The sequence below is a fragment of the Proteus sp. FZP2095 genome (assembly GCF_023701425.1).
Classification (GTDB): domain Bacteria; phylum Pseudomonadota; class Gammaproteobacteria; order Enterobacterales; family Enterobacteriaceae; genus Proteus; species Proteus cibarius.
The window spans coordinates 134,799-154,638 of record NZ_JAMQBJ010000001.1; the positions used below are offsets into that span (position 1 = coordinate 134,799).

Annotated in this window: 20 protein-coding genes, 2 pseudogenes and 1 riboswitch; of the genes and pseudogenes, 18 read left to right on the forward strand and 4 right to left on the reverse strand. The window is 38.2% G+C overall.

Features of this window, described 5'->3' with window-relative positions:
- Positions 1-112 precede the first annotated feature (112 nt).
- From NBG71_RS18815 to NBG71_RS00630, 4 genes and pseudogenes are all read left to right on the forward strand, one after another.
- Positions 113-211: pseudogene (locus NBG71_RS18815) on the forward strand (hypothetical protein); the annotation flags it as partial.
- A 155-nt stretch (positions 212-366) separates the two neighbouring features.
- The gene (locus NBG71_RS00620) at positions 367-723 is read left to right on the forward strand and encodes a contact-dependent growth inhibition system immunity protein (protein WP_238795175.1); all 357 of its coding nucleotides are present in this window, start codon (positions 367-369) and stop codon (positions 721-723) included.
- Between the two features lie 263 nt (positions 724-986).
- Positions 987-1,280, forward strand: a pseudogene (locus NBG71_RS18820) (endonuclease toxin domain-containing protein); the annotation flags it as partial.
- 3 nt (positions 1,281-1,283) lie between these two features.
- Positions 1,284-1,790, forward strand: a complete 507-nt coding sequence (locus tag NBG71_RS00630) for a contact-dependent growth inhibition system immunity protein (RefSeq protein ID WP_156733117.1) — start codon at positions 1,284-1,286, stop codon at positions 1,788-1,790.
- Positions 1,791-1,935: 145 nt separating this feature from the next.
- On the opposite strand, the gene modE is transcribed toward NBG71_RS00630, so the two are convergent.
- A complete protein-coding gene (modE, locus tag NBG71_RS00635) occupies positions 1,936-2,727 on the reverse strand; it encodes a molybdenum-dependent transcriptional regulator (RefSeq protein WP_075672736.1) in 792 nt (263 codons plus the stop codon).
- 159 nt (positions 2,728-2,886) lie between these two features.
- Between modE and NBG71_RS00640 the strand changes: the two genes are divergently transcribed.
- From NBG71_RS00640 to modC, 4 genes are all read left to right on the forward strand, one after another.
- Complete coding sequence (locus tag NBG71_RS00640) at positions 2,887-3,030, forward strand: AcrZ family multidrug efflux pump-associated protein (RefSeq protein WP_071788544.1); 144 nt, start codon at positions 2,887-2,889, stop codon at positions 3,028-3,030.
- A 344-nt stretch (positions 3,031-3,374) separates the two neighbouring features.
- Positions 3,375-4,145, forward strand: coding sequence for a molybdate ABC transporter substrate-binding protein (modA, locus tag NBG71_RS00645; protein ID WP_250916451.1), 771 nt, complete (start codon positions 3,375-3,377; stop codon positions 4,143-4,145).
- Positions 4,146-4,162: 17 nt separating this feature from the next.
- Positions 4,163-4,855: a molybdate ABC transporter permease subunit gene (modB, locus tag NBG71_RS00650; RefSeq protein ID WP_075672738.1), complete on the forward strand. Its 693-nt coding sequence runs from the start codon at positions 4,163-4,165 to the stop codon at positions 4,853-4,855.
- A complete protein-coding gene (gene modC / locus NBG71_RS00655) occupies positions 4,849-5,913 on the forward strand; it encodes a molybdenum ABC transporter ATP-binding protein ModC (protein ID WP_250916452.1) in 1,065 nt (354 codons plus the stop codon). Before modB ends, modC begins: the two co-directional genes overlap by 7 nt.
- Before the next feature lie 82 nt (positions 5,914-5,995).
- On the opposite strand, the gene NBG71_RS00660 is transcribed toward modC, so the two are convergent.
- Positions 5,996-6,817, reverse strand: a complete 822-nt coding sequence (locus NBG71_RS00660; RefSeq protein WP_075672740.1) for a pyridoxal phosphatase — start codon at positions 6,815-6,817, stop codon at positions 5,996-5,998.
- Positions 6,818-6,966: 149 nt separating this feature from the next.
- On the opposite strand from NBG71_RS00660, the gene pgl reads away from it, so the two are divergent.
- Positions 6,967-7,956 (forward strand): 6-phosphogluconolactonase, encoded by a 990-nt coding sequence (gene pgl / locus NBG71_RS00665; RefSeq protein ID WP_156733119.1) that lies wholly within the window; start codon positions 6,967-6,969, stop codon positions 7,954-7,956.
- Positions 7,957-8,032: 76 nt separating this feature from the next.
- On the opposite strand, the gene bioA is transcribed toward pgl, so the two are convergent.
- Entirely contained in the window at positions 8,033-9,307 is a 1,275-nt protein-coding gene (bioA, locus tag NBG71_RS00670; protein ID WP_075672742.1) for an adenosylmethionine--8-amino-7-oxononanoate transaminase, read from the reverse strand.
- A 103-nt stretch (positions 9,308-9,410) separates the two neighbouring features.
- Here bioA and bioB point away from each other — a divergent pair, with 103 nt between their 5' ends.
- The 6 genes from bioB to NBG71_RS00700 all read left to right on the forward strand — a co-directional run bounded on the left by bioB (position 9,411) and on the right by NBG71_RS00700 (position 16,645).
- Positions 9,411-10,448, forward strand: a complete 1,038-nt coding sequence (gene bioB, locus NBG71_RS00675) for a biotin synthase BioB (RefSeq protein ID WP_075672743.1) — start codon at positions 9,411-9,413, stop codon at positions 10,446-10,448.
- On the forward strand, positions 10,448-11,611 hold the full coding sequence (bioF, locus tag NBG71_RS00680) for an 8-amino-7-oxononanoate synthase (protein WP_075672744.1): 1,164 nt from the start codon (positions 10,448-10,450) through the stop codon (positions 11,609-11,611). The genes bioB and bioF overlap by 1 nt, the downstream gene beginning before the upstream one ends.
- A complete protein-coding gene (gene bioC, locus NBG71_RS00685; protein ID WP_075672745.1) occupies positions 11,586-12,350 on the forward strand; it encodes a malonyl-ACP O-methyltransferase BioC in 765 nt (254 codons plus the stop codon). The genes bioF and bioC overlap by 26 nt, the downstream gene beginning before the upstream one ends.
- The gene (gene bioD / locus NBG71_RS00690; protein ID WP_075672746.1) at positions 12,343-13,026 is read left to right on the forward strand and encodes a dethiobiotin synthase; all 684 of its coding nucleotides are present in this window, start codon (positions 12,343-12,345) and stop codon (positions 13,024-13,026) included. The genes bioC and bioD overlap by 8 nt, the downstream gene beginning before the upstream one ends.
- Positions 13,027-13,496: 470 nt before the next feature.
- The gene (uvrB, locus tag NBG71_RS00695) at positions 13,497-15,506 is read left to right on the forward strand and encodes an excinuclease ABC subunit UvrB (RefSeq protein ID WP_075672747.1); all 2,010 of its coding nucleotides are present in this window, start codon (positions 13,497-13,499) and stop codon (positions 15,504-15,506) included.
- A 188-nt stretch (positions 15,507-15,694) separates the two neighbouring features.
- Positions 15,695-16,645 (forward strand): DUF1266 domain-containing protein, encoded by a 951-nt coding sequence (locus NBG71_RS00700; protein WP_075672748.1) that lies wholly within the window; start codon positions 15,695-15,697, stop codon positions 16,643-16,645.
- Between the two features lie 103 nt (positions 16,646-16,748).
- Here NBG71_RS00700 and yvcK read toward each other — a convergent pair whose 3' ends face one another.
- Positions 16,749-17,687, reverse strand: a complete 939-nt coding sequence (gene yvcK / locus NBG71_RS00705; RefSeq protein ID WP_075672749.1) for a uridine diphosphate-N-acetylglucosamine-binding protein YvcK — start codon at positions 17,685-17,687, stop codon at positions 16,749-16,751.
- 279 nt (positions 17,688-17,966) lie between these two features.
- A riboswitch (molybdenum cofactor riboswitch) is annotated at positions 17,967-18,109 on the forward strand.
- Here yvcK and moaA point away from each other — a divergent pair.
- The 3 genes from moaA to moaD all read left to right on the forward strand — a co-directional run bounded on the left by moaA (position 18,099) and on the right by moaD (position 19,840).
- A complete protein-coding gene (gene moaA, locus NBG71_RS00710) occupies positions 18,099-19,079 on the forward strand; it encodes a GTP 3',8-cyclase MoaA (protein WP_099659810.1) in 981 nt (326 codons plus the stop codon). It overlaps the preceding riboswitch by 11 nt.
- A gap of 39 nt (positions 19,080-19,118) precedes the next feature.
- The gene (moaC, locus tag NBG71_RS00715) at positions 19,119-19,598 is read left to right on the forward strand and encodes a cyclic pyranopterin monophosphate synthase MoaC (RefSeq protein WP_072062889.1); all 480 of its coding nucleotides are present in this window, start codon (positions 19,119-19,121) and stop codon (positions 19,596-19,598) included.
- Positions 19,595-19,840, forward strand: coding sequence for a molybdopterin synthase sulfur carrier subunit (gene moaD / locus NBG71_RS00720; protein ID WP_075672751.1), 246 nt, complete (start codon positions 19,595-19,597; stop codon positions 19,838-19,840). The genes moaC and moaD overlap by 4 nt, the downstream gene beginning before the upstream one ends.

The window sequence follows — 19,840 nt, forward strand, 5'->3', positions numbered from 1 at the left end:
GTGGTTTTTATTTAAAAATACTTAAATTGATAAATATTCTGGAGAAAGAAAGGAAAGTGCTGAGATTTTACCAAGTTATGTTAAATCAAAAACTCTATAACTAGGTGTTCCTGCAAGAACAACCAAAGAACAATGGGATGCAATAAATAATTCTATCAAAAATGCATCTTCAAAAAATATTAAGATTAATATTACAATAGTTGAGGAGTAAATAGTGTCTATATCAAAAAAAAATAATTCAAGAGCAAATGTCTATTTTAACAATGATTATTATATTATAATAACCCTTTCAAAAAGTGGTATTTATTTGATGGATTTTAAAAAAAAGGTTATAAGGTTTTATCCAAAGATCCACTTGATGCTGATTTGGGTTTTTTTACAAGAAATGCATTAATCCAAAGCGAAATATTAGATGCTAATTCATCTGAATATCATGAAATGCGTAATGATGAAAAATCATATTCTGAATGGATAAAGAAAATAATTAAAGAGTATGATTATAAAAATAAAACGACACTATTCAAAAATATGAACTTATGTAGTGTAAATGTGACTGATGGTATCATATCTATTATTCCTTATGATCACTTACGATTGGATAATTGGATTGGTAAAAGCATACCTAACAACGCAATTATTACGTTAAAAAGCAATTGTAATGATGAGGTTTTAGGTGCCTCAATAAAAGAAGCATTTACACGTTGTATTAGTCGAAAAGTTTAAATGGATGCTAAATAAAATAATCTTATGATAATTATGAGTAAGGTGATTTTTCATTATATGAATAATTATCAATTAATAAATTATTTACATTCTGTCTATTCAGAGCTTCCTATCAATATTCATAAAATAAAGGGGTATTCTGATGATGAGATAAAAAAATTGAACGTTTATATCGTATTAACGTAACAGAACAACTATATGGTTTTCTAAGTTGTATGGGGCGTTGCAGTGGTGGTTTTTTGGGATGATCCTCTCATTATGATGCTAATACAGGTGAATATATTAGTGTAAAGATATTAAATACCCAAACAGCCTCAAGACTTAAAAATCCACAATCAATAGAAAATACATTAAATACATATATTTCAACTATGGATAAATATAGTGGCGATGGGCGTGGAATTACAGAAATTTCTAAAAAAGATGTAAAATTAAAAACATTAGAATTAGGAGTTCCAGAAAAAACCACTAAAGAACAATGGGATGCTATTAATGACTCTATCAAAAATGCATCTTCAAAAAATATAAAAGTTAATATTACGATTATTGAGGAATAATTAATTTTTAAATTAAAAAATAATAAATTAAGAGCAAGTGTTTATTATAATGACGCTCATTATATTTTATTAACTTTTTCTGGTCATTCTATCTATATAATGGATCTAAAAAAAGGCTATAAAGTTTTACCTAATGATATTCTTGATGAAGAATTAGGTTGTTATGCAAAACTCGCTCTGATTAAAAGTGAACAAATTAAAGGAAGTTCAGATAAGTTTAATCAAATGTATAATGATAAAAAACCTTATCAAGACTGGATAAAAAAAATAATTAAAGAGTATGATTATAAAAATAAAACAGCACTTTTTAATAATATGAATCGATGTAGCTTAGAGCTTACAGATGATGAAATTACTATTAGTCCTCAAAACCATTTACGTATGGATCATTGGGTCGGCGAGGGAATACCTGATAGTGCAATTATTACGTTAAAAAGCAATTGTAGTGATGAGGTTTTAGGTGCCTCAATAAAAGAGGCGTTTACGCGTTGTATTAGTCGGAAAGTTTAAATGGATATTAAAATCATCTTATATCAACCAAGTGTAAGGTAACTTTTTATAATTTTATCAATTAAAAACCATCACTTAATATTATTGTTAAAATAATAACTAAGTGATGGTTTTATCTTTTATTTAAAAGCAATCATATTAATGATTAACACAGTGTTGCGACAATCACCTGATCAGCATTAAATAAAGCGGTTACGCTATCATTAATATGCAGTTTTTGCTCTTTAACGTGCTGATTAGAACATGTGGCACAAACTTCTTGTCCACCTTCTAATGTCACCACTAATTCGCTGTTTTCACTTCCGGTCTCAATTTGAGTGAGTGTGCCTGAAAGCGCATTATCATATTGCTGTGTTAAAGAAGTTCCTTTTTCAATATTGACCCAAGGTGCCTTAATTAAAATCAGTACTTCTTTACCTTTTTTAAGCCCTAGGCGATCAGCGCTTTTCTCTGTCAAAGCAGCACGAATAGTTGTTTTTCTATCTGCAAGTTGCACATTAACATGTTGTTGAACTTGTAGGTTATCACGCTCAATAATCGTACCAAAAAATTGGTTTCTAGCGCTGGTTTGTAGTGAAAAACGAGAAATAGCCGCTAAAAGACTATCCAGAGGGAGTGAATCATCTTTCAATACATCAAAGGCTTTTTGCTGAATTTGACCGAGCAGATCGTAAAGTTGAAGTAAGCGCTCACAATAATGTGTGAGAGTTGCACCACCGCCACCTTTACCGCCTGTTGCTCTATCAACAAGAAGTTCGTCTGCGAGTTGATTCATTTCATTAATGGCATCCCAAGCACTTTTATAACTAATGCCCGCCATTTTTGCCCCTTGGCTAATTGAACCCGTCGCCTTGATCTGTTTTAACAATGCAACGCGACGAGGATCGGCAAAGAGCTTATCTTGAAGTTTAAGAGTTAATAATATTTCTGCTTGCATAATGATAGGCTTCTTCTTTTTTTGTGTGTTTATCGCATTTTTTGTGCCGACACAAAGCGATAATTCTCTAGAATATATACATCTATAGCGTTATTATTCGTCATTCGTGAAGAAATGCCAACTCTGGCTTTCCGAATATACCATGATAAAGAGGTTATCATGCTTGAATTGTTGAAAAGTTTAGGGTTTGCTCTCTTGATGGTACCTGTTGTAATGGTACTGATTATGGGCATCATTTATGGTTTAGGTGAAGTGTTTAACTTGATTTCACCAAGTCAGCCAAAAGCAGACAAAAAATCATAATTTCTCCCTCCCTGATTTAGAACAGCCCTTTATTTTGTAGAGGGCTGTTTTTTATCTACTCGTACTCGTCATACTTCAAGCCACAGCGTTGTTGACGGCGTTCATTCGCACTAGTCACATACTTGTGTATGCTCCTAGCGACTCATTCACTTGTCGCCTAGCTGTGACTTGAATTATTTAGAGTATATAAGTTTATCTATCTTCATCTTCATCTTCATTTTCTGTTTCTTTTTAATGGCTATATTTATTGATATATAACCAGTTTCTAACATCTAATTCTTTCATTTTACGCTGTATCTTGGTATATACAGCGTGTCATCCTTTAATTTAAGTGGAATTAGAACATGAAAAAATTATCAGGCAAGTTACTTGCTGGCGCAGTTATCTCTTTTGCTTTAGTAAGCCAAAGTTTTGCATCGGAAAAAGTAACGGTATTTGCTGCCGCTTCTCTTACCAATGCTCTTAATGAAATTTCGGCACAATATAAGCAAGAAAAGCAAACTGAAGTTGTTGCATCTTATGCATCTTCTTCAACGCTGGCTCGCCAAATTGAACAAGGAGCACCTGCAAATCTGTTTATTTCAGCAGATCAGCAGTGGATGGATTACGCAATCGATAAAAATTTAATGGTTGCAGATTCACGTCATACACTATTAGGTAATGATTTAGTACTCATTGCCCCTAAAGATAGTAAATTAAATGACGTTGTTATTAATAAGGAAACCAAATGGAAATCCTTACTTAATGGCGGAAAACTAGCTGTTGGCGATCCGGACCATGTGCCTGTTGGTATCTATGCAAAAGAATTATTAGAATATTTAGGCGCATGGGATACAGTAAGCCCAGATATGGCGCGTACTAATAACGTGCGTAGCGGTATGGCGCTGGTTGAACGTGATGAAGCACCATTAGGTATCGTATACGATTCTGACGCGGTTGCGAGTGATAAAGTGAAAGTGGTCGGCGTATTCCCAGCTGATAGCCACAAACCTGTTGAGTATCCAATGGCAGTTGTAAAAGGTCAGGACAATAAAGCAGTTCGTGATTTTTATGACTATCTGAAAACACCTCAAGCCGCAGAAATCTTTAAGAAATACGGCTTTAGCCCACTGTAGGAATTATACTTTTGGAGATGTTAAGTGAATACGAATGGCAAGCCATCATACTAAGCCTTAAGGTATCGACTATTGCAGTTATTATTAGTCTACCTTTTGGTATTTTTATGGCTTGGCTTTTAGTTAGGGTACGTTTTCCTGGTAAATCATTGCTTGATAGCATTATTCATTTACCTTTAGTTCTACCTCCTGTTGTGGTCGGTTATCTTTTACTGATCAGTATGGGGAGACGTGGATTTATTGGTGAATGGTTGTATGACTGGTTTGGTTTTAGCTTTACCTTTAGTTGGCGAGGCGCAGCACTTGCATCCGCAGTTGTTGCATTTCCACTGATGGTTAGAGCGATCAGATTAGCATTAGAAGCTGTCGATCAACGTATGGAACAAGCGGCAAGAACCTTAGGGGCATCACCGATACGCGTCTTTTTTACCATAACGTTACCTTTGTCTATGCCAGGGATCATCGCAGGGATTGTGTTGGCATTTGCGCGCTCGTTGGGAGAGTTTGGCGCAACAATCACTTTCGTCTCCAATATTCCGGGGGAAACAAGAACGATCCCTCTGGCAATGTATACCTTAATTGAAACACCGGGTGCGGAAATGGATGCCGCCCGTTTATGTGTTATTGCAATTATTTTGGCGCTCGTCTCTTTAATGGCTTCAGAGTGGCTAACTCGTTGGGGTCGTAAAAGATTGGGGGGCGTATGCTAGAGATGAATTTTAAACAGACGCTAGGATCACTGCGTCTGGAAGTCAATACTGAACTACCAACAGAAAGTATTACCGCAGTCTTTGGTTTATCCGGAGCCGGTAAAACCTCATTGATTAATGTGATTGGCGGTTTAACCAAGCCAGATTCAGGACGGATTGTATTAAATAATCACACACTGGTGGATACAGAAAAGAAAATTTATCTGCCACCTGAAAAACGCAAAGTGGGTTATGTATTCCAAGATGCACGACTGTTTCCTCATTACACAGTAAAAGGAAATCTGCTTTACGGTATGTCTCCAACAATGAAAGTGCAGTTTGATCGCATTATTCATTTGTTAGGTATCGAACATTTACTTCCGCGTTTTCCGATAACATTATCAGGTGGCGAAAAGCAGCGTGTTGCCATAGGGCGAGCGTTGTTAACAGCACCCGATATTATGCTAATGGATGAGCCTTTAGCATCGCTTGATTTGCCGCGTAAACGTGAGTTACTGCCGTATTTAGAGAAACTCTCACAAGATGTACAAATTCCTATTTTGTATGTGAGTCATAGCCTTGATGAAATTATCCGACTTGCAGATAACGTCATTGTGATGGATGCAGGAAAAATTAAGGCGACAGGCAAGCTGGAAGATGTATGGGCAAGTAGTGCATTACGTCCGTGGTTACAAAAAGAGACACTCAGCAGTATCGCGAATGTGATGGTAGTAGAACACCATAGCCATTACGATATGACAGCAACGGCTTTCGGTAACCAAGTGCTGTGGTTGCCTCAAATTGAGGCTAAAATTGGTCGTGATGTGCGTGTTCGTATCGATGCTTCTGACGTATCACTGACTACCACTCGTCCATCAAATAGCAGTATTCGTAATATATTGCATATGAAAGTGGTTGAAACCATTAAAAATGATGGCCAAGTTGATGTGAAACTAGTCAATGATGGTAATTATTTATGGGCGAGGATCACGCCTTGGGCAAAAGGTGAATTGAATATTCAAGAAGGACAATGGCTTTATGCGCAAATAAAGAGTATTTCACTAAGCCGTCATCTTTGATTTATCAATTGTATTTGTCGATAAACAAAAGACCTCATATTAAATGAGGTCTTTTACTTTTGGGGGAATGGTAAAAATAAGACTAAGACAAAATATATTTATGAATAGTCTCTGCAATACCCGGTTGTGAGTTTACTTTGGTGACCATTTTAGCGCGAGCTTTTACTTCATCTGAAGCATTACCCATTGCAACACCTAATCCCACATGTTCTAACATGCTAAGGTCATTAAAATTATCACCAAAAGCAATAACATCACTCATATTCATGCCATTTGCTTCAACCCAACGTTGTAAACGACGACCTTTACTGTTGCCTTTTTTAGCTATATCAACTTGATCAACCCAAGACCATTCGCACTCTAAACCGACTTGTTGCTCAATTTTTTCAACTAAAGTGCGTAACTCATCGTGATCAGGCGTTGTTGTCGCAATTTTCCAAATAGCATTAACATCATGCATTGCTTTATAAAAATCGTCGACTTTAACGAGATTAGGGCGCTGTGTCAGAGGAAGAGTATCAGACCAATTAAGTGTGCGTTGTACTGCTGAGGTAAGTTGGTCATACATCATTGCATCGTCAGCATACACTAAATGGTGTACATCAGTTTGTTTAACGAGATCTAATACTGCTCTGGTTTCTTGTGTAGTTAGAGGGTCCGACTCTAATACTTTTTTACCAATATAATCATAAAGGTAAGTTCCATTACAGCAGATTGCAGGGGTATCAAGATCGAGTGCTTGATAGAATGGATGAATAGCAACGTGATGACGACCTGTTACAATTAAAACTTTAACACCTGCTTTTCTTGCAAGATTGAGTGCTTCTAAAGATTCTGGCAGGATACGTTTTTGGTCATCAAGCAGAGTGCCATCAAGATCCAAAGCAATAACGCGATATGACATAAATAAGCCCCTTGATAGTATTGAGATGCAATGTCGTTGATGGTACACGTTAACCAATAAAAGATAAACTAGCTTAATCGTGACAGGTTATCGTTAGTTGTTCTATTATTCTTTATAAATCAATGGGTAATCGGCTTTGAGGAGAAGGGATGAAACAGGTAGTTTACGTAGCAAGTCCAGAGAGTCAACAAATCCATGTTTATGCATTAAACACTGAAGGTGAAATGGATTTATTGCAGGTTGTTGAGGTTGCAGGGCAAGTACAACCAATGATTGCAAGTGCAGATGGGAAATACCTTTATGTGGGTATTCGTCCTCATTTTAGTGTGGTGACATTTGCGATTGCGGACGACGGCCAGTTAGAGCAAAAGGCTATCACTTCCATTCCAAGTACGCCTGTCCATTTATGTTTAGATAAAACAGAGCGTTTCTTATTTGTTCCTTCTTATCACCAAGGCAATTTGGCAGTTTTGCCTATTAATGAGAAGGGGATCCCTCAATCAGCTATTCAAATTATTGAAGGATTAAATAAACCTCATTCATCCAATATCGATTGGAATAATAAACAACTGATTGTTCCTTGCTTAGGTGAAGATCATATTCGTTTATTTAATTTATCAGAAAAGGGTTATTTAACAGAGGCGGGCACTGAAGAGCTGACAACAGCACAAAATGCAGGTCCTCGTCATATGGCGTTCCATCCTAATGGGGATGTGTTTTATTGCCTGAATGAATTAGATGCGACAATTAATGTATACCGTCGTATGGGGGATTTATATCGTTTAATGCAAACGGTCGATATCGTTCCTGAAACCTTTAACAGTACCCGTTGGGCGTCAGATATTCATATTACACCAGATGGCCGTTTTCTTTATGCCAGCGAGCGCTCAGAAAGCTTTATTTGTGCGATGGCAATTTCAGAGTCGGGCGATTATCTGCAACCTGTGGGTTATTACCCAACTCAAACACAGCCTCGTGGTTTTAATCTTGATAATACAGGAAATTACCTGATTTCTTGTGGTCAAAAATCAGATTTTGCCTCTGTCTCTCGTATTGATAAACACACTGGCGCATTAACTGAATTAGCCTGTTACCCAGTAGGTAAAGGTGCAATGTGGGTTACCGTCGTGACGAAATAACTGTCACAGTATAAAAATCACTGTGAACCTCTAGCAGAATATTGCCTTGCTAGAGGTTTATTTTTTTATGAAAGATTTATGAGAGACTAACCACTTTTTCAATAGCTTGAGTGAGTTTAGTGAGGCTTACTGGCGGCATAATAAACGGTGGCATAATATAAATAAGCTTGCCAAAAGGTCTGATCCAAACCCCTTCATCAACAAAGATTTTTTGTAATTTTGCCATATTGACTGGCTCATTCATTTCGACCACACCAATCGCACCTAAAACGCGCACATCTTTGACACTTTTAGCCTGTTTTAACGGTAATAACTCGCGTTTTAGTTGTTTTTCAATTTCTGCAACTTGGTTTATCCAATCGCCTTTTGCTAATAGAGATAAACTGGCATCAGCAACAGCACAAGCCAAAGGATTTCCCATATAAGTAGGGCCATGCATAAAGCACCCTGCATCACCTTGACTGATGGTTTCTGCAATATGACGCGTAGTTAAGGTCGCAGATAAAGTCATATACCCACCTGTTAATGCTTTACCTACACACATGATATCTGGCGATATTTCAGCATGTTCACAGGCAAATAACTTACCTGTTCGACCAAAACCAGTGGCTATTTCATCGGCAATGAGTAGTACATCAAACTCGTCACACAAAGCTCTTGCGTGCTTTAAATATTCAGGATGATAAATTCGCATTCCACCTGCACCTTGAACAATGGGTTCAAGCATAACCGCAGCAATTTCTTGATGATGTTGTTCTAACGTTGAGCGTAATGAGTGGATATCAGTAGGGTCCCACTCTTCATAAAAACCGGTTTTTGGTGCATCCACAAAGAGATGATTAGGTAAGTAACCTTTGTAGAGACTGTGCATCGAATTATCGGGATCACACACTGACATGGCACCAAAGGTATCGCCATGATAACCCTGTTTTAACGCCACAATACGTTGACGTTTTTCACCTTTTGCCTGCCAATATTGCAAGGCCATTTTCAGTGCGACTTCAACAGCAACTGAACCCGAATCTGCTAGAAATATACACTCAAGAGGATCTGGTGTTATCGCCAATAATTTACGACAAAGCGAGACTGCTGGTGGATGAGTAATACCACCAAACATCACATGAGACATATTGTTTAGTTGTGTGGTAACTGCATTATTAAGCTCAGGATGATTATATCCATGAATTGCTGCCCACCATGAAGACATTCCATCAATCAGTTTTCTACCATCAGCCAAGACTAATTCAACGCCTTTTGCATTGACGATAGGGTAAGCAGGTAAAGGATTACTCATCGAGGTGTATGGATGCCAAATGTGGCGTAAATCGAAAGCGATATCTTCAGGTGTCATTCTATTTTTCACTTAATCATGTAAACCAATGGTGATCAATTTTGGTTGACATGATAACCCTATTATTTAAACTGGCAATCACTTTTAAAAAGGAGATTGCATTGTGAGCGTACTAAAACGTTGGACACTAAAAGAAGCCAGAGCACTGTTTGATATGCCATTTTTAGATTTGGTTTTTCAGGCACAACAAGTTCACCGTCAACATTTTGACCCTTCACAAATCCAAGTGAGTACTTTGCTTTCCATTAAAACAGGGGCTTGTCCTGAAGATTGTAAATATTGTGCCCAAAGCGCGCGGTATAAAACAGGATTAGAAAAAGAGCGCTTAATGGAAGTGCAACAAGTAATTGAATCAGCTAAAAAAGCCAAAGCAGCTGGTTCAACGCGTTTTTGTATGGGAGCTGCATGGAAAAATCCGCATGAGCGCGATATGCCTTACCTTGAGCAAATGGTGAAAGAAGTTAAAGCGTTGGGTATGGAAACCTGCATGACACTCGGCAAATTAGATGATTCACAAGCTAACCGCTTAGCAGATGCCGGGCTGGATTTTTATAACCACAACCTTGATACCTCACCCGAATTTTACGGCAGTATAGTGACAACACGTACCTATCAAGATCGCTTAGATACGCTTGATAAAGTACGCAATGCTGGCATCAAAGTCTGTTCTGGCGGGATTTTAGGGTTAGGCGAGGAAGTTAAAGACAGGGCAGCAATGTTGGTGCAGTTAGCTAATTTGCCACAGCCTCCTGAAAGTGTGCCTATCAATATGCTTGCCAAAATAAAAGGGACACCACTTGCAGATAATGAAGATGTCGATCCTTTTGATTTTATTCGTACTATTGCCGTTGCTCGTATCATGATGCCTCGCTCTTATGTGCGTCTTTCTGCTGGGCGTGAGCAAATGAGTGAACAAACACAAGCATTCTGTTTTATGGCTGGCGCTAACTCTATTTTCTATGGTTGCAAATTATTAACGACAACCAATCCAACCGAAGATAAAGATCACCAATTATTCCGCAAATTAGGCTTAAATCCTGAACGATTAGCAGTATCTATGGGTGACAATCAGCAAGAAGAAGCTTTGATACAAGCTGTTGCCAATAAAGACACTGAACAATTTTATAACGCGGCACTGTAATGAGCTGGCAAACCTATTTAAATGAACAACTTAATGTACGTAGAAATACGCCATTATGGCGAAAACGCAAAGTGATCAAACAAGCGGATGGGCGTTTCTTGATCACCACATCCGGTGAAAAATACCTTAATTTTTCAGGCAATGATTATTTAGGCATTAGTCAGCATACGGACGTCATTAAAGCATGGCAACAAGGTGCTGATGAATACGGTGTAGGTAGCGGTGGATCAGGGCATATTACAGGATTTACACAAGCTCATGCGCAGTTAGAACATCATCTTGCAGATTGGTTAGGTTACGATAATGCGCTATTATTTTCATCCGGTTACAGTGCTAATCAAGGTGTCATTTCGGCATTACTTGAAAAAGACGATGCAATTATTGCAGATAAACTTTGTCATGCTTCTTTAATGGAAGCTGCAGTATTATCACCTGCTACATTATGGCGATTTTTACACAATTCTCCTGAGTCTTTATCTCAACGTCTTAATAAAACGTCAGCTAATAAAACCTTAGTGGTAACAGAAGGGGTATTTAGTATGGATGGAGATAAAGCACCATTAAGAGAAATAGCAACAATAAGCCAAAAATATCATGCATGGTTAATGGTCGATGATGCGCATGGTATTGGCGTTTTAGGTAAAGAAGGTCGAGGCAGTTGCGATGATGCAGGGATTAAACCTGAAATATTGGTAGTCACTTTTGGTAAAGCGTTTGGTGTCAGCGGGGCGGCAGTGCTTTGTAATAAGCCAACCGCAGAGTTTTTTGAACAATATGCTCGGCATCTTATTTACAGTACATCAATGCCACCGGCACAAGCTATAGCCTTAAACTCTGCTTTGAATGTTATTAAGCAAGCGGATAATGAACGGGAATATCTTCAACAATTAATTGATACCTTTCGCCAAGGTGTAATTTCACTTCCGATTAAATTATTACCTTCAAAAACGGCTATTCAGCCATTAATTATTGGTGATGAACAATTATGCCAAACACTTTCAGATTATCTGCAATCTAAAGGACTTTGGGTAAAAGCAATTTTCCCCCCCACCGTACCCCCTCAAAGTGCACGTTTACGAATAACGTTAACTACTCGCCATCACCTTTCAGATATTAAGCTGTTAATCGAGACGCTTCATGCTTTCTTCAGTCAAAACAGATAAACAACGTATAGCTCAAACTTTTGGTAAAGCAGCTATTCATTACGATAATCACGCTAATATTCAGCGCTATAGTGGCAATAAATTAATGGATTTAGCGCATCATGATAGTGGCAATATTGTGTTAGATGCAGGATGTGGAACAGGATATTTCAGCCAAAAATGGAAGCAACAAGGCAAGTTTGTCATCGCACTTGACCTGTCACACAGTATGCTACAAGTAGCAAAACAACAACAGCGAGCTGATGGTTACTTACAAAGTGATATCGAACACTGCGCGATTGCACCACAAAGTGTGGACATTGTGTTTAGTAATTTAGCGATGCAATGGTGTGAGGATTTATCTGGTGCTATTAAAACATTAATGAATACAGTCAATGTAAAAGGTGCACTTTATTTCTCAACACTCACTACGTTGACACTGCAAGAAGTTAGAGATGCTTGGCAATCTCTTGATAAACACCCTCATGTAAATCCCTTTTTATCGCTTCAAGATATTGAGAAAGCGTGTCGTGGTTTTCATTGCCAATTTTCTACTGAAACTGTCACTGAACAATACGACTCATTACATGCGCTCTTTGCTTCTTTGAAGGGGGTTGGCGCCAATTTTGTGCAGGGTGATCGACAAAAGGGGTTAATGACACGACAAAAATTCCGTGCACTAGAAAATGTGTGGAAAACAGAATCAGGCAAATATTTACTTACCTATCAAATTGTTATAGGAAAAATATCACATGGCTAAGACATGGTTTTTAACAGGTACAGATACAGAAGTAGGTAAAACTGTGGTAAGCAGTGCTCTGTTACAATGTGCAGCGTATCAAGGATATCAAACTGCGGGCTATAAACCTGTTGCATCAGGAAGTGAGTGGCTAAATGAAGGTTTACGTAATTCAGATGCACTTATACTGCAAAAATTCAGTACGGTAAAATTAGATTATCAGCGTGTTAACCCTTACTGTTTTGAAACGCCTACATCGCCACATATTGTTAGTCAAGAAATGAACCAGCCTATTGATTTTGATGTGATGTCAGAAGGATTGTCTTACTTAAAACAACGAGCTGATTGGGTTTTAGTCGAAGGAGCAGGGGGGTGGTTTACACCACTATCAGAAAACCAATTTTTCTCTGATTGGGTTATCAATGAAAAGCTACCTGTTATTTTGACTGTGGGTGTTAAATTGGGTTGTATTAATCATGCGTTATTAACGCAACAAGCAATTATTCAATCTGGTTTAACATTGGCGGGTTGGATTGCGAACGAAGTTGAGCCAGCAGGGCGATATCAGAAAGAGTATCTAGCAACATTAAAACAGCATATAAAGGCTCCTTTTTTAGGCAAAATACCCTATTTAAACGAAGTAAAAGAGCATAATTTCACTCCTTATCTTGATCTTTCCTGTTTAAAACTAAGTTGATAGGCCATTATTAAGTAAGTTATAAAAGTCCATTTTTTATACCAATAAAAAAATAAAAAAAATAAATTTCGCCAATTTTGAGGGATATTTTAAGGTAGAAAAAAAGACGTAACCTACCGAGAGATAACAACTTTGTGTAGTTATCCACTATTCCTGTGGATAACCTTGTGTATTACCATTATAAAAATACTCTGAATAGAGAGAATACAAGGCATTGCTAAAGATTGGTGTTATTCTCAACTTTTATTTTTAATTCTTATATATCAATTAATTAAATAAAATCAATAGAGCGAATGGTGTCAGTGTGTCTCTTTGAATAATTCACAAAAAAGGGGGTTGCTTTTTGAAAAAATTCCAGTTCCAAAACTGGGGATAACTTATGCTAATTATTCAGACAAATTTTATTAGATAGAGATTGAAGCTGGATTTTTATCCAGTATCATAAGGAGTGTCAGCGAGGAGAAGAAAATATGAGCAAAGATTTTAAACTGCATTCTGAATTTAAACCGGGTGGTGATCAACCTGCCGCTATTGCCTCACTTTGTGAAGGATTAGATGATGGTCTTGCTCATCAAACTCTTTTGGGGGTAACAGGTTCTGGTAAAACTTTTACGATTGCCAATGTGATTGCCAATCTAAATCGTCCGACTATGGTGTTGGCGCCAAATAAAACATTGGCAGCACAGCTTTATAGTGAAATGAAAGAATTCTTCCCTGAAAATGCAGTGGAATACTTTGTTTCTTATTATGATTATTATCAGCCTGAAGCGTATGTTCCAAGCTCTGATACTTTTATTGAAAAAGATGCTTCTGTTAACGAACATATCGAACAAATGCGTCTATCAGCCACTAAAGCCTTGCTAGAACGTAAAGACGTTATTGTTGTGTCATCGGTTTCTGCTATCTACGGTTTGGGTGATCCTGATAGCTATTTAAAAATGATGCTTCATCTGACTAACGGCATGATAATCGACCAACGTGCCATTTTACGTCGTCTTGCTGATTTACAATATACTCGCAATGATCAAGCTTTTCAGCGCGGTACATTTCGTGTCCGTGGTGAAGTGATAGATATCTTTCCTGCTGAATCTGATGATTATGCATTACGTGTTGAGCTTTTTGATGAAGAAGTCGAACGTCTTTCACTGTTTGATCCTTTAACGGGGCAAATTCACTACAATGTGCCTCGTTTTACTGTTTATCCTAAAACGCACTATGTCACCCCGCGTGAACGTATTCTTGAAGCGATGGAAGAAATCAAAAAAGAACTTGCAGAGAGACGCAAAGTGCTTTTAGCTAACGATAAACTGGTAGAAGAGCAACGCGTGACACAGCGTACCCAGTTTGATCTCGAAATGATGAATGAGTTGGGATATTGCTCAGGCATCGAAAACTATTCACGGTATCTATCTGGTAGAGGCCCTGGCGAGCCACCACCAACTTTGTTTGATTACCTTCCTGCTAACGGTTTATTAGTGATTGATGAATCACACGTTACTATTCCTCAAATCGGTGGAATGTATAAAGGCGACCGCTCTCGTAAAGAAACCCTCGTTGAATATGGCTTCCGTTTACCTTCTGCACTTGATAACCGCCCATTACGTTTTGAAGAGTTTGAGGCATTAGCACCACAAACAATTTATGTTTCAGCAACGCCGGGTAAATATGAGCTTGAAAAATCGGGTGATGAAATTGTTGAGCAAGTTGTAAGGCCAACAGGCTTACTTGATCCCATTGTCGAAGTGCGACCAGTTAGCACGCAAGTTGATGACTTACTTTCTGAAATTCGTGTTCGTGCGGCAAAAAATGAACGTGTGCTGGTGACAACACTGACAAAACGAATGGCTGAAGATTTAACGGAATATCTTGAAGAGCATGGCGAACGTGTTCGTTATTTACACTCTGATATTGATACTGTTGAACGTGTAGAAATTATTCGTGATTTGCGCCTAGGCGAGTTTGATGTCTTAGTGGGTATCAACTTACTTCGGGAAGGTTTGGATATGCCAGAAGTCTCTTTGGTGGCGATTTTGGACGCTGATAAAGAGGGCTTCTTACGTTCAGAGCGCTCATTAATTCAGACCATTGGTCGTGCCGCTCGTAACCTTGAAGGTAAAGCGATTTTATATGGCGATAAAATTACTGATTCAATGGCGAGAGCCATAAGTGAAACCGAACGCCGTCGTGAGAAACAACAACAGTTTAACCTTGAGCATGGCATTGTGCCTAAAGGGTTAAACAAGAAAGTGGGCGATATCCTTAAGATTGGTCAGCCTTCTCAAGGACGTAATAAGAAAGGGCATAAGGCAGCGGATATTCAGGAAAATTATCCGTTGTTATCAACGGCTGAATTGGAGAAAGAGATCCAACGCTTAGAAGCCGAAATGTATCAATATGCAAAAGATCTTGAGTTTGAGAAAGCGGCGAGTACTCGTGATAAATTGCAAGCATTACGGGCTCAATTTATTGCTAACTCTTGATCAGAGAAATTAAGCTCACAAATTGATAAAGGGATATCCGTATTTTTACGGGGATTATCCCTTTTTATCTTCTATCTTCCCATTTTTACCTTGTTTGATATTCCCTTAATGGCGTTCAACTGTTTAAATACCACAACAAACAAAGCGTCAATTATTTACAAAGATAAAAAAGACATTAAGGACAGTGAATGAGTGGTTATGTTTATGCAGGGTTTCCCAGCTCTGCAGGGGTAATTCTTGGTGTTATTCTTCTTATTATGCTTTTTAAATGGCTACGCAGATTTGCTGTACAAGATAGTGAGTTGCAAAAACCATCAACAGCAGAGCAGGAGCCTATTTTATCTGAAGCAGAAAATACGTCAGATCAATTGTTACCCAATGAATGGGGATTATATGTTGCAGCGCCTTATGCCGCAATGAATGAGTGGGCATATAACGAATATGGGCAAGGTAAAGATGACGGTGGATTATCAGCAGGTTGGGGAATAAACGACCGTTGGGATTTAGTCTATCAACTATTTTGGTTGCTTACTCAAGGTCACACTAATGATTTTTATCAGCTACGTGACCAAATTTTGGATGGCAAAGAAGACGATGTTCAGTCATTAAAAAATGATATTTTACTTTCTGAGTTAACTGAACACGATAAAAATGAGCGTTTATGGCAAATCGATATGATGAGCACAAATCGCATGAATATCCAAAATGTGAAATATCTTATTTGGGATCTCTGCCGTTTTAACAAGCTCTGCTTAGAAGGTTGTCAACAAGGTTATATTACTCAACAAGAAGCCCAAACATGGTCATTAATGAGCGCATCAATGTTGCGTCGCATTTATGATGGTTGGGAAGATATGTGGAGAAACTTTATTGCTGCTCGTTGGTTTTGGGCAAGTGGTGATCAAGATTGGGTATCTTCTCATCAAGCTTTTACGGATGTTATACAAAATATTCTAAATGCTGAAGATACACTAGCAACAGAAGAAAATTGGATCATGGATTTACCACCATTAGATTTAACCTCTTTCTCTCGTACAGTGGCAGGTCTGGGTTTAATGAAAAATGATATCCCAATGACATTATCTGAAATTGAAGAAACCATCAGCCAGCGTATTACATTAAAACAACTTAATAGCTAATAACGCGCTGAAAACCAATAATGATATTGTTTTTTACCAACAAAAAACCGCACTTGCTGTTTCTTGCAGATGCGTTTTTTTTATAAAAGTAGGTAATTAAATCCTATTTAATAGTTTGAGGTGATGCATTACGTTGTCCTAATTGCTGCAACGTTAACTCAATAGCTTTGCCTAATAGATGGCGGTCGTGACGATAAGGAATGTCTTTGGCTTCTAATTGCGCTTGTACAATTAATCGACCTTTCATCGATTCATATTGAGTTTCAGGGCTAATAATCACCGCATCTATTGTTTGTAAACCAATATAATTCTCCATCATGGCGATTTTATCAGACATCGTCATACTGGCAGCCGCAGGGCTTAGTTCTTTGCCTAAATTACCAATATAAATCGTTGTTGCACTGCTACGGCGTAATGCTTGAGCAAGCTCTGGTAATAATAATAAAGGCATTAAACTGGTAAAAAAGCTACCCGGACCAATTAAGATCAAATCTGCTTGTTCAATCGCTTCAATGGCTTCTCGTGTTGTTGGGACTTTAGGGTAGAGATCAAGCTTTTGGGGGATCTTAGGTAAAATATCAACATTGACTTCACCATAAATCTCATTTCCTTGGTCGTCTATCGCCATAAGATCAACGGCTTGTTCAGACATAGGGATAAGGTGAGCATTCACTCTTAATAATCCACGAATTAGATTAATGGCTTCTAAAGGGCGAACGCTTAAGTTATCGAGTGCTTTAAGCATTAGATTACCTAAATTATGCCCAGCCAGTTCACCAGTACCAGAAAAACGGTATTCAAACATTGCAGAAGCAACGGAAGGTTCTGTAATTAACTGATTAATACAGTTGCGCATATCTCCCCACGCAATACCGCCTTCCTCTTGGCGAATACGGCCAGTAGAACCGCCATTATCTGTTGTTGTAACAATACCAGTAAGACGAGAGCCTAAGTAGGAGAGTGCTGAAAGCACACGTCCAAGGCCATGACCACCACCAAGGGCAACAACACGATCTAAATCACTTAGCGTGCGATTTCGCATATTTGTTCTACTCATCTTTAAAAATTTGCCGCTAATTTATCACAATTAAATTTTAAGCCTATGATCACGACGTGATTTCATCACATTCCTAGTTGAATTTTATTTTTGATAGCTTGATATTTAATCAATGAAAGTGTTTTTACTTATGTTATTAGGGGAACTAAAGTGTTGTAAGTCGTTGTATTATAAATTATATAGCGAAAACATTATTCGCTTTTTACATAATTAGCAGGTAGAATCCACAATAAATATATAGGTATTAGAAACCTGTGAAAAACAGGTAAAGATAAACTCCTAGCCTTAACGTCTAAGTCGTGTATTGACAAGATATGATGTTCTGGCCGTGACGAAGCAAGTCACCAGGGTGCAAGGTAGAAATGTCTGCATCTCCCGATTTGGAAAGGTGTTATTATGCAACAACTCGTTGATGCGTTTTCCCGCAAGTTTTTCTATTTACGTCTTTCAATTACAGACGTTTGTAATTTCCGTTGTACTTATTGCCTACCTAATGGCTATAAGCCTAACGGTCATAAATCATTTCTTTCGTTAGATGAAATCAGCAGACTGACACAATCTTTTGCCGCATTAGGAACAGAAAAAATCCGCTTAACTGGTGGTGAACCGACAATGCGCCGCGATTTTACTGATATTATCGCGACAATCAAAGATAATGCCGCAATTAAAAAAATCGCAGTAACAACCAATGGCTATCGTTTATCCAGAGATGTTGCCCAATGGCGTGATGCGGGTTTAAGTGCAATTAATGTGAGTGTTGATAGCCTCGATCCTCGTCAATTCCATGCTATTACTGGGCAAGATAAATTCAACCAAGTGATGGAAGGCATCGATGCCGCATTCACTGCAGGTTTCGAAAAAGTAAAAGTTAACGTTGTGCTAATGCGCAATGTGAATGATAAAAACCTCCCTGATTTTCTTAATTGGATCAAAGACAGACCTATCCAACTGCGCTTTATCGAATTAATGGAAACTGGTGACGGTAGTGATATTTTCAACCGTTTTCATTTATCTGGTGAAGTTATTCGCCAACGCTTACTCAATGAAGGTTGGTTACAAATTCCTCGCGCGCGTAGTGACGGGCCTGCTCAAGTATTTACCCATCCTGATTATCAAGGTGAAATTGGTCTTATCATGCCTTATGAGAAAGACTTTTGTTTAACGTGTAACCGTTTACGTGTTTCCGCTATTGGTAATCTCCATCTTTGCCTATTTGGTGAAAATGGTATTCCTCTACGCGACTTACTTGCTGATGATAGTCAACAAGAAGCATTACAACAGCGTATTCAGGGTGGCCTTCTTCATAAACGAGAAACCCATTTTCTTCATCAAGGTGATAGCGGTATTACACCGAACTTATCTGTTATTGGTGGGTAGTTTTTCGCTCTGTTATTTCGTTAATTTCAGGAGTTGTGCATGTCTCAACTAACTCATATTAATGCTGCCGGTGAAGCTCATATGGTGGATGTTAGCGCTAAAGCTGAAACAGTGCGAGAAGCACGTGCTGAAGCCTTTGTTGAAATGTCAGCAGAAACATTAAGTATGATCACCGAAGGTAAACATCATAAAGGCGATGTATTTGCGACTGCAAGAATTGCAGGTATTCAAGCAGCGAAAAGAACATGGGAATTAATCCCGTTATGCCATCCGCTGTTATTAACTAAAGTTGAAGTACGTTTAGAAGCACTCACTGAATCTAACCGTGTACGCATTGAATCTGTTTGCCGTTTAACCGGTAAAACAGGGGTTGAAATGGAAGCATTAACTGCGGCATCAGTAGCAGCATTGACTATTTATGATATGTGTAAAGCGGTTCAAAAAGATATGGTGATTGGGCCTGTACGTTTATTAGAAAAAACAGGTGGAAAATCTGGTCACTTTAAGGTGGAAGCATGATTAAAGTTCTCTTTTTTGCTCAAGTCCGTGAATTAGTCGGTGTTGATTCTCTTGAATTAGATTGTGAGTATCACACGGTAGATGATTTACGTAAGGCATTAATCTCTAAAGGTGAACGTTGGTCACTCGCGTTAGAAGATGGCAAGTTACTCTCTGCGGTAAACCAATCCTTTGTCCAAGGCTCTCACGTTATTAGTAATGGTGATGAAATCGCTTTTTTCCCACCTGTTACAGGAGGATAA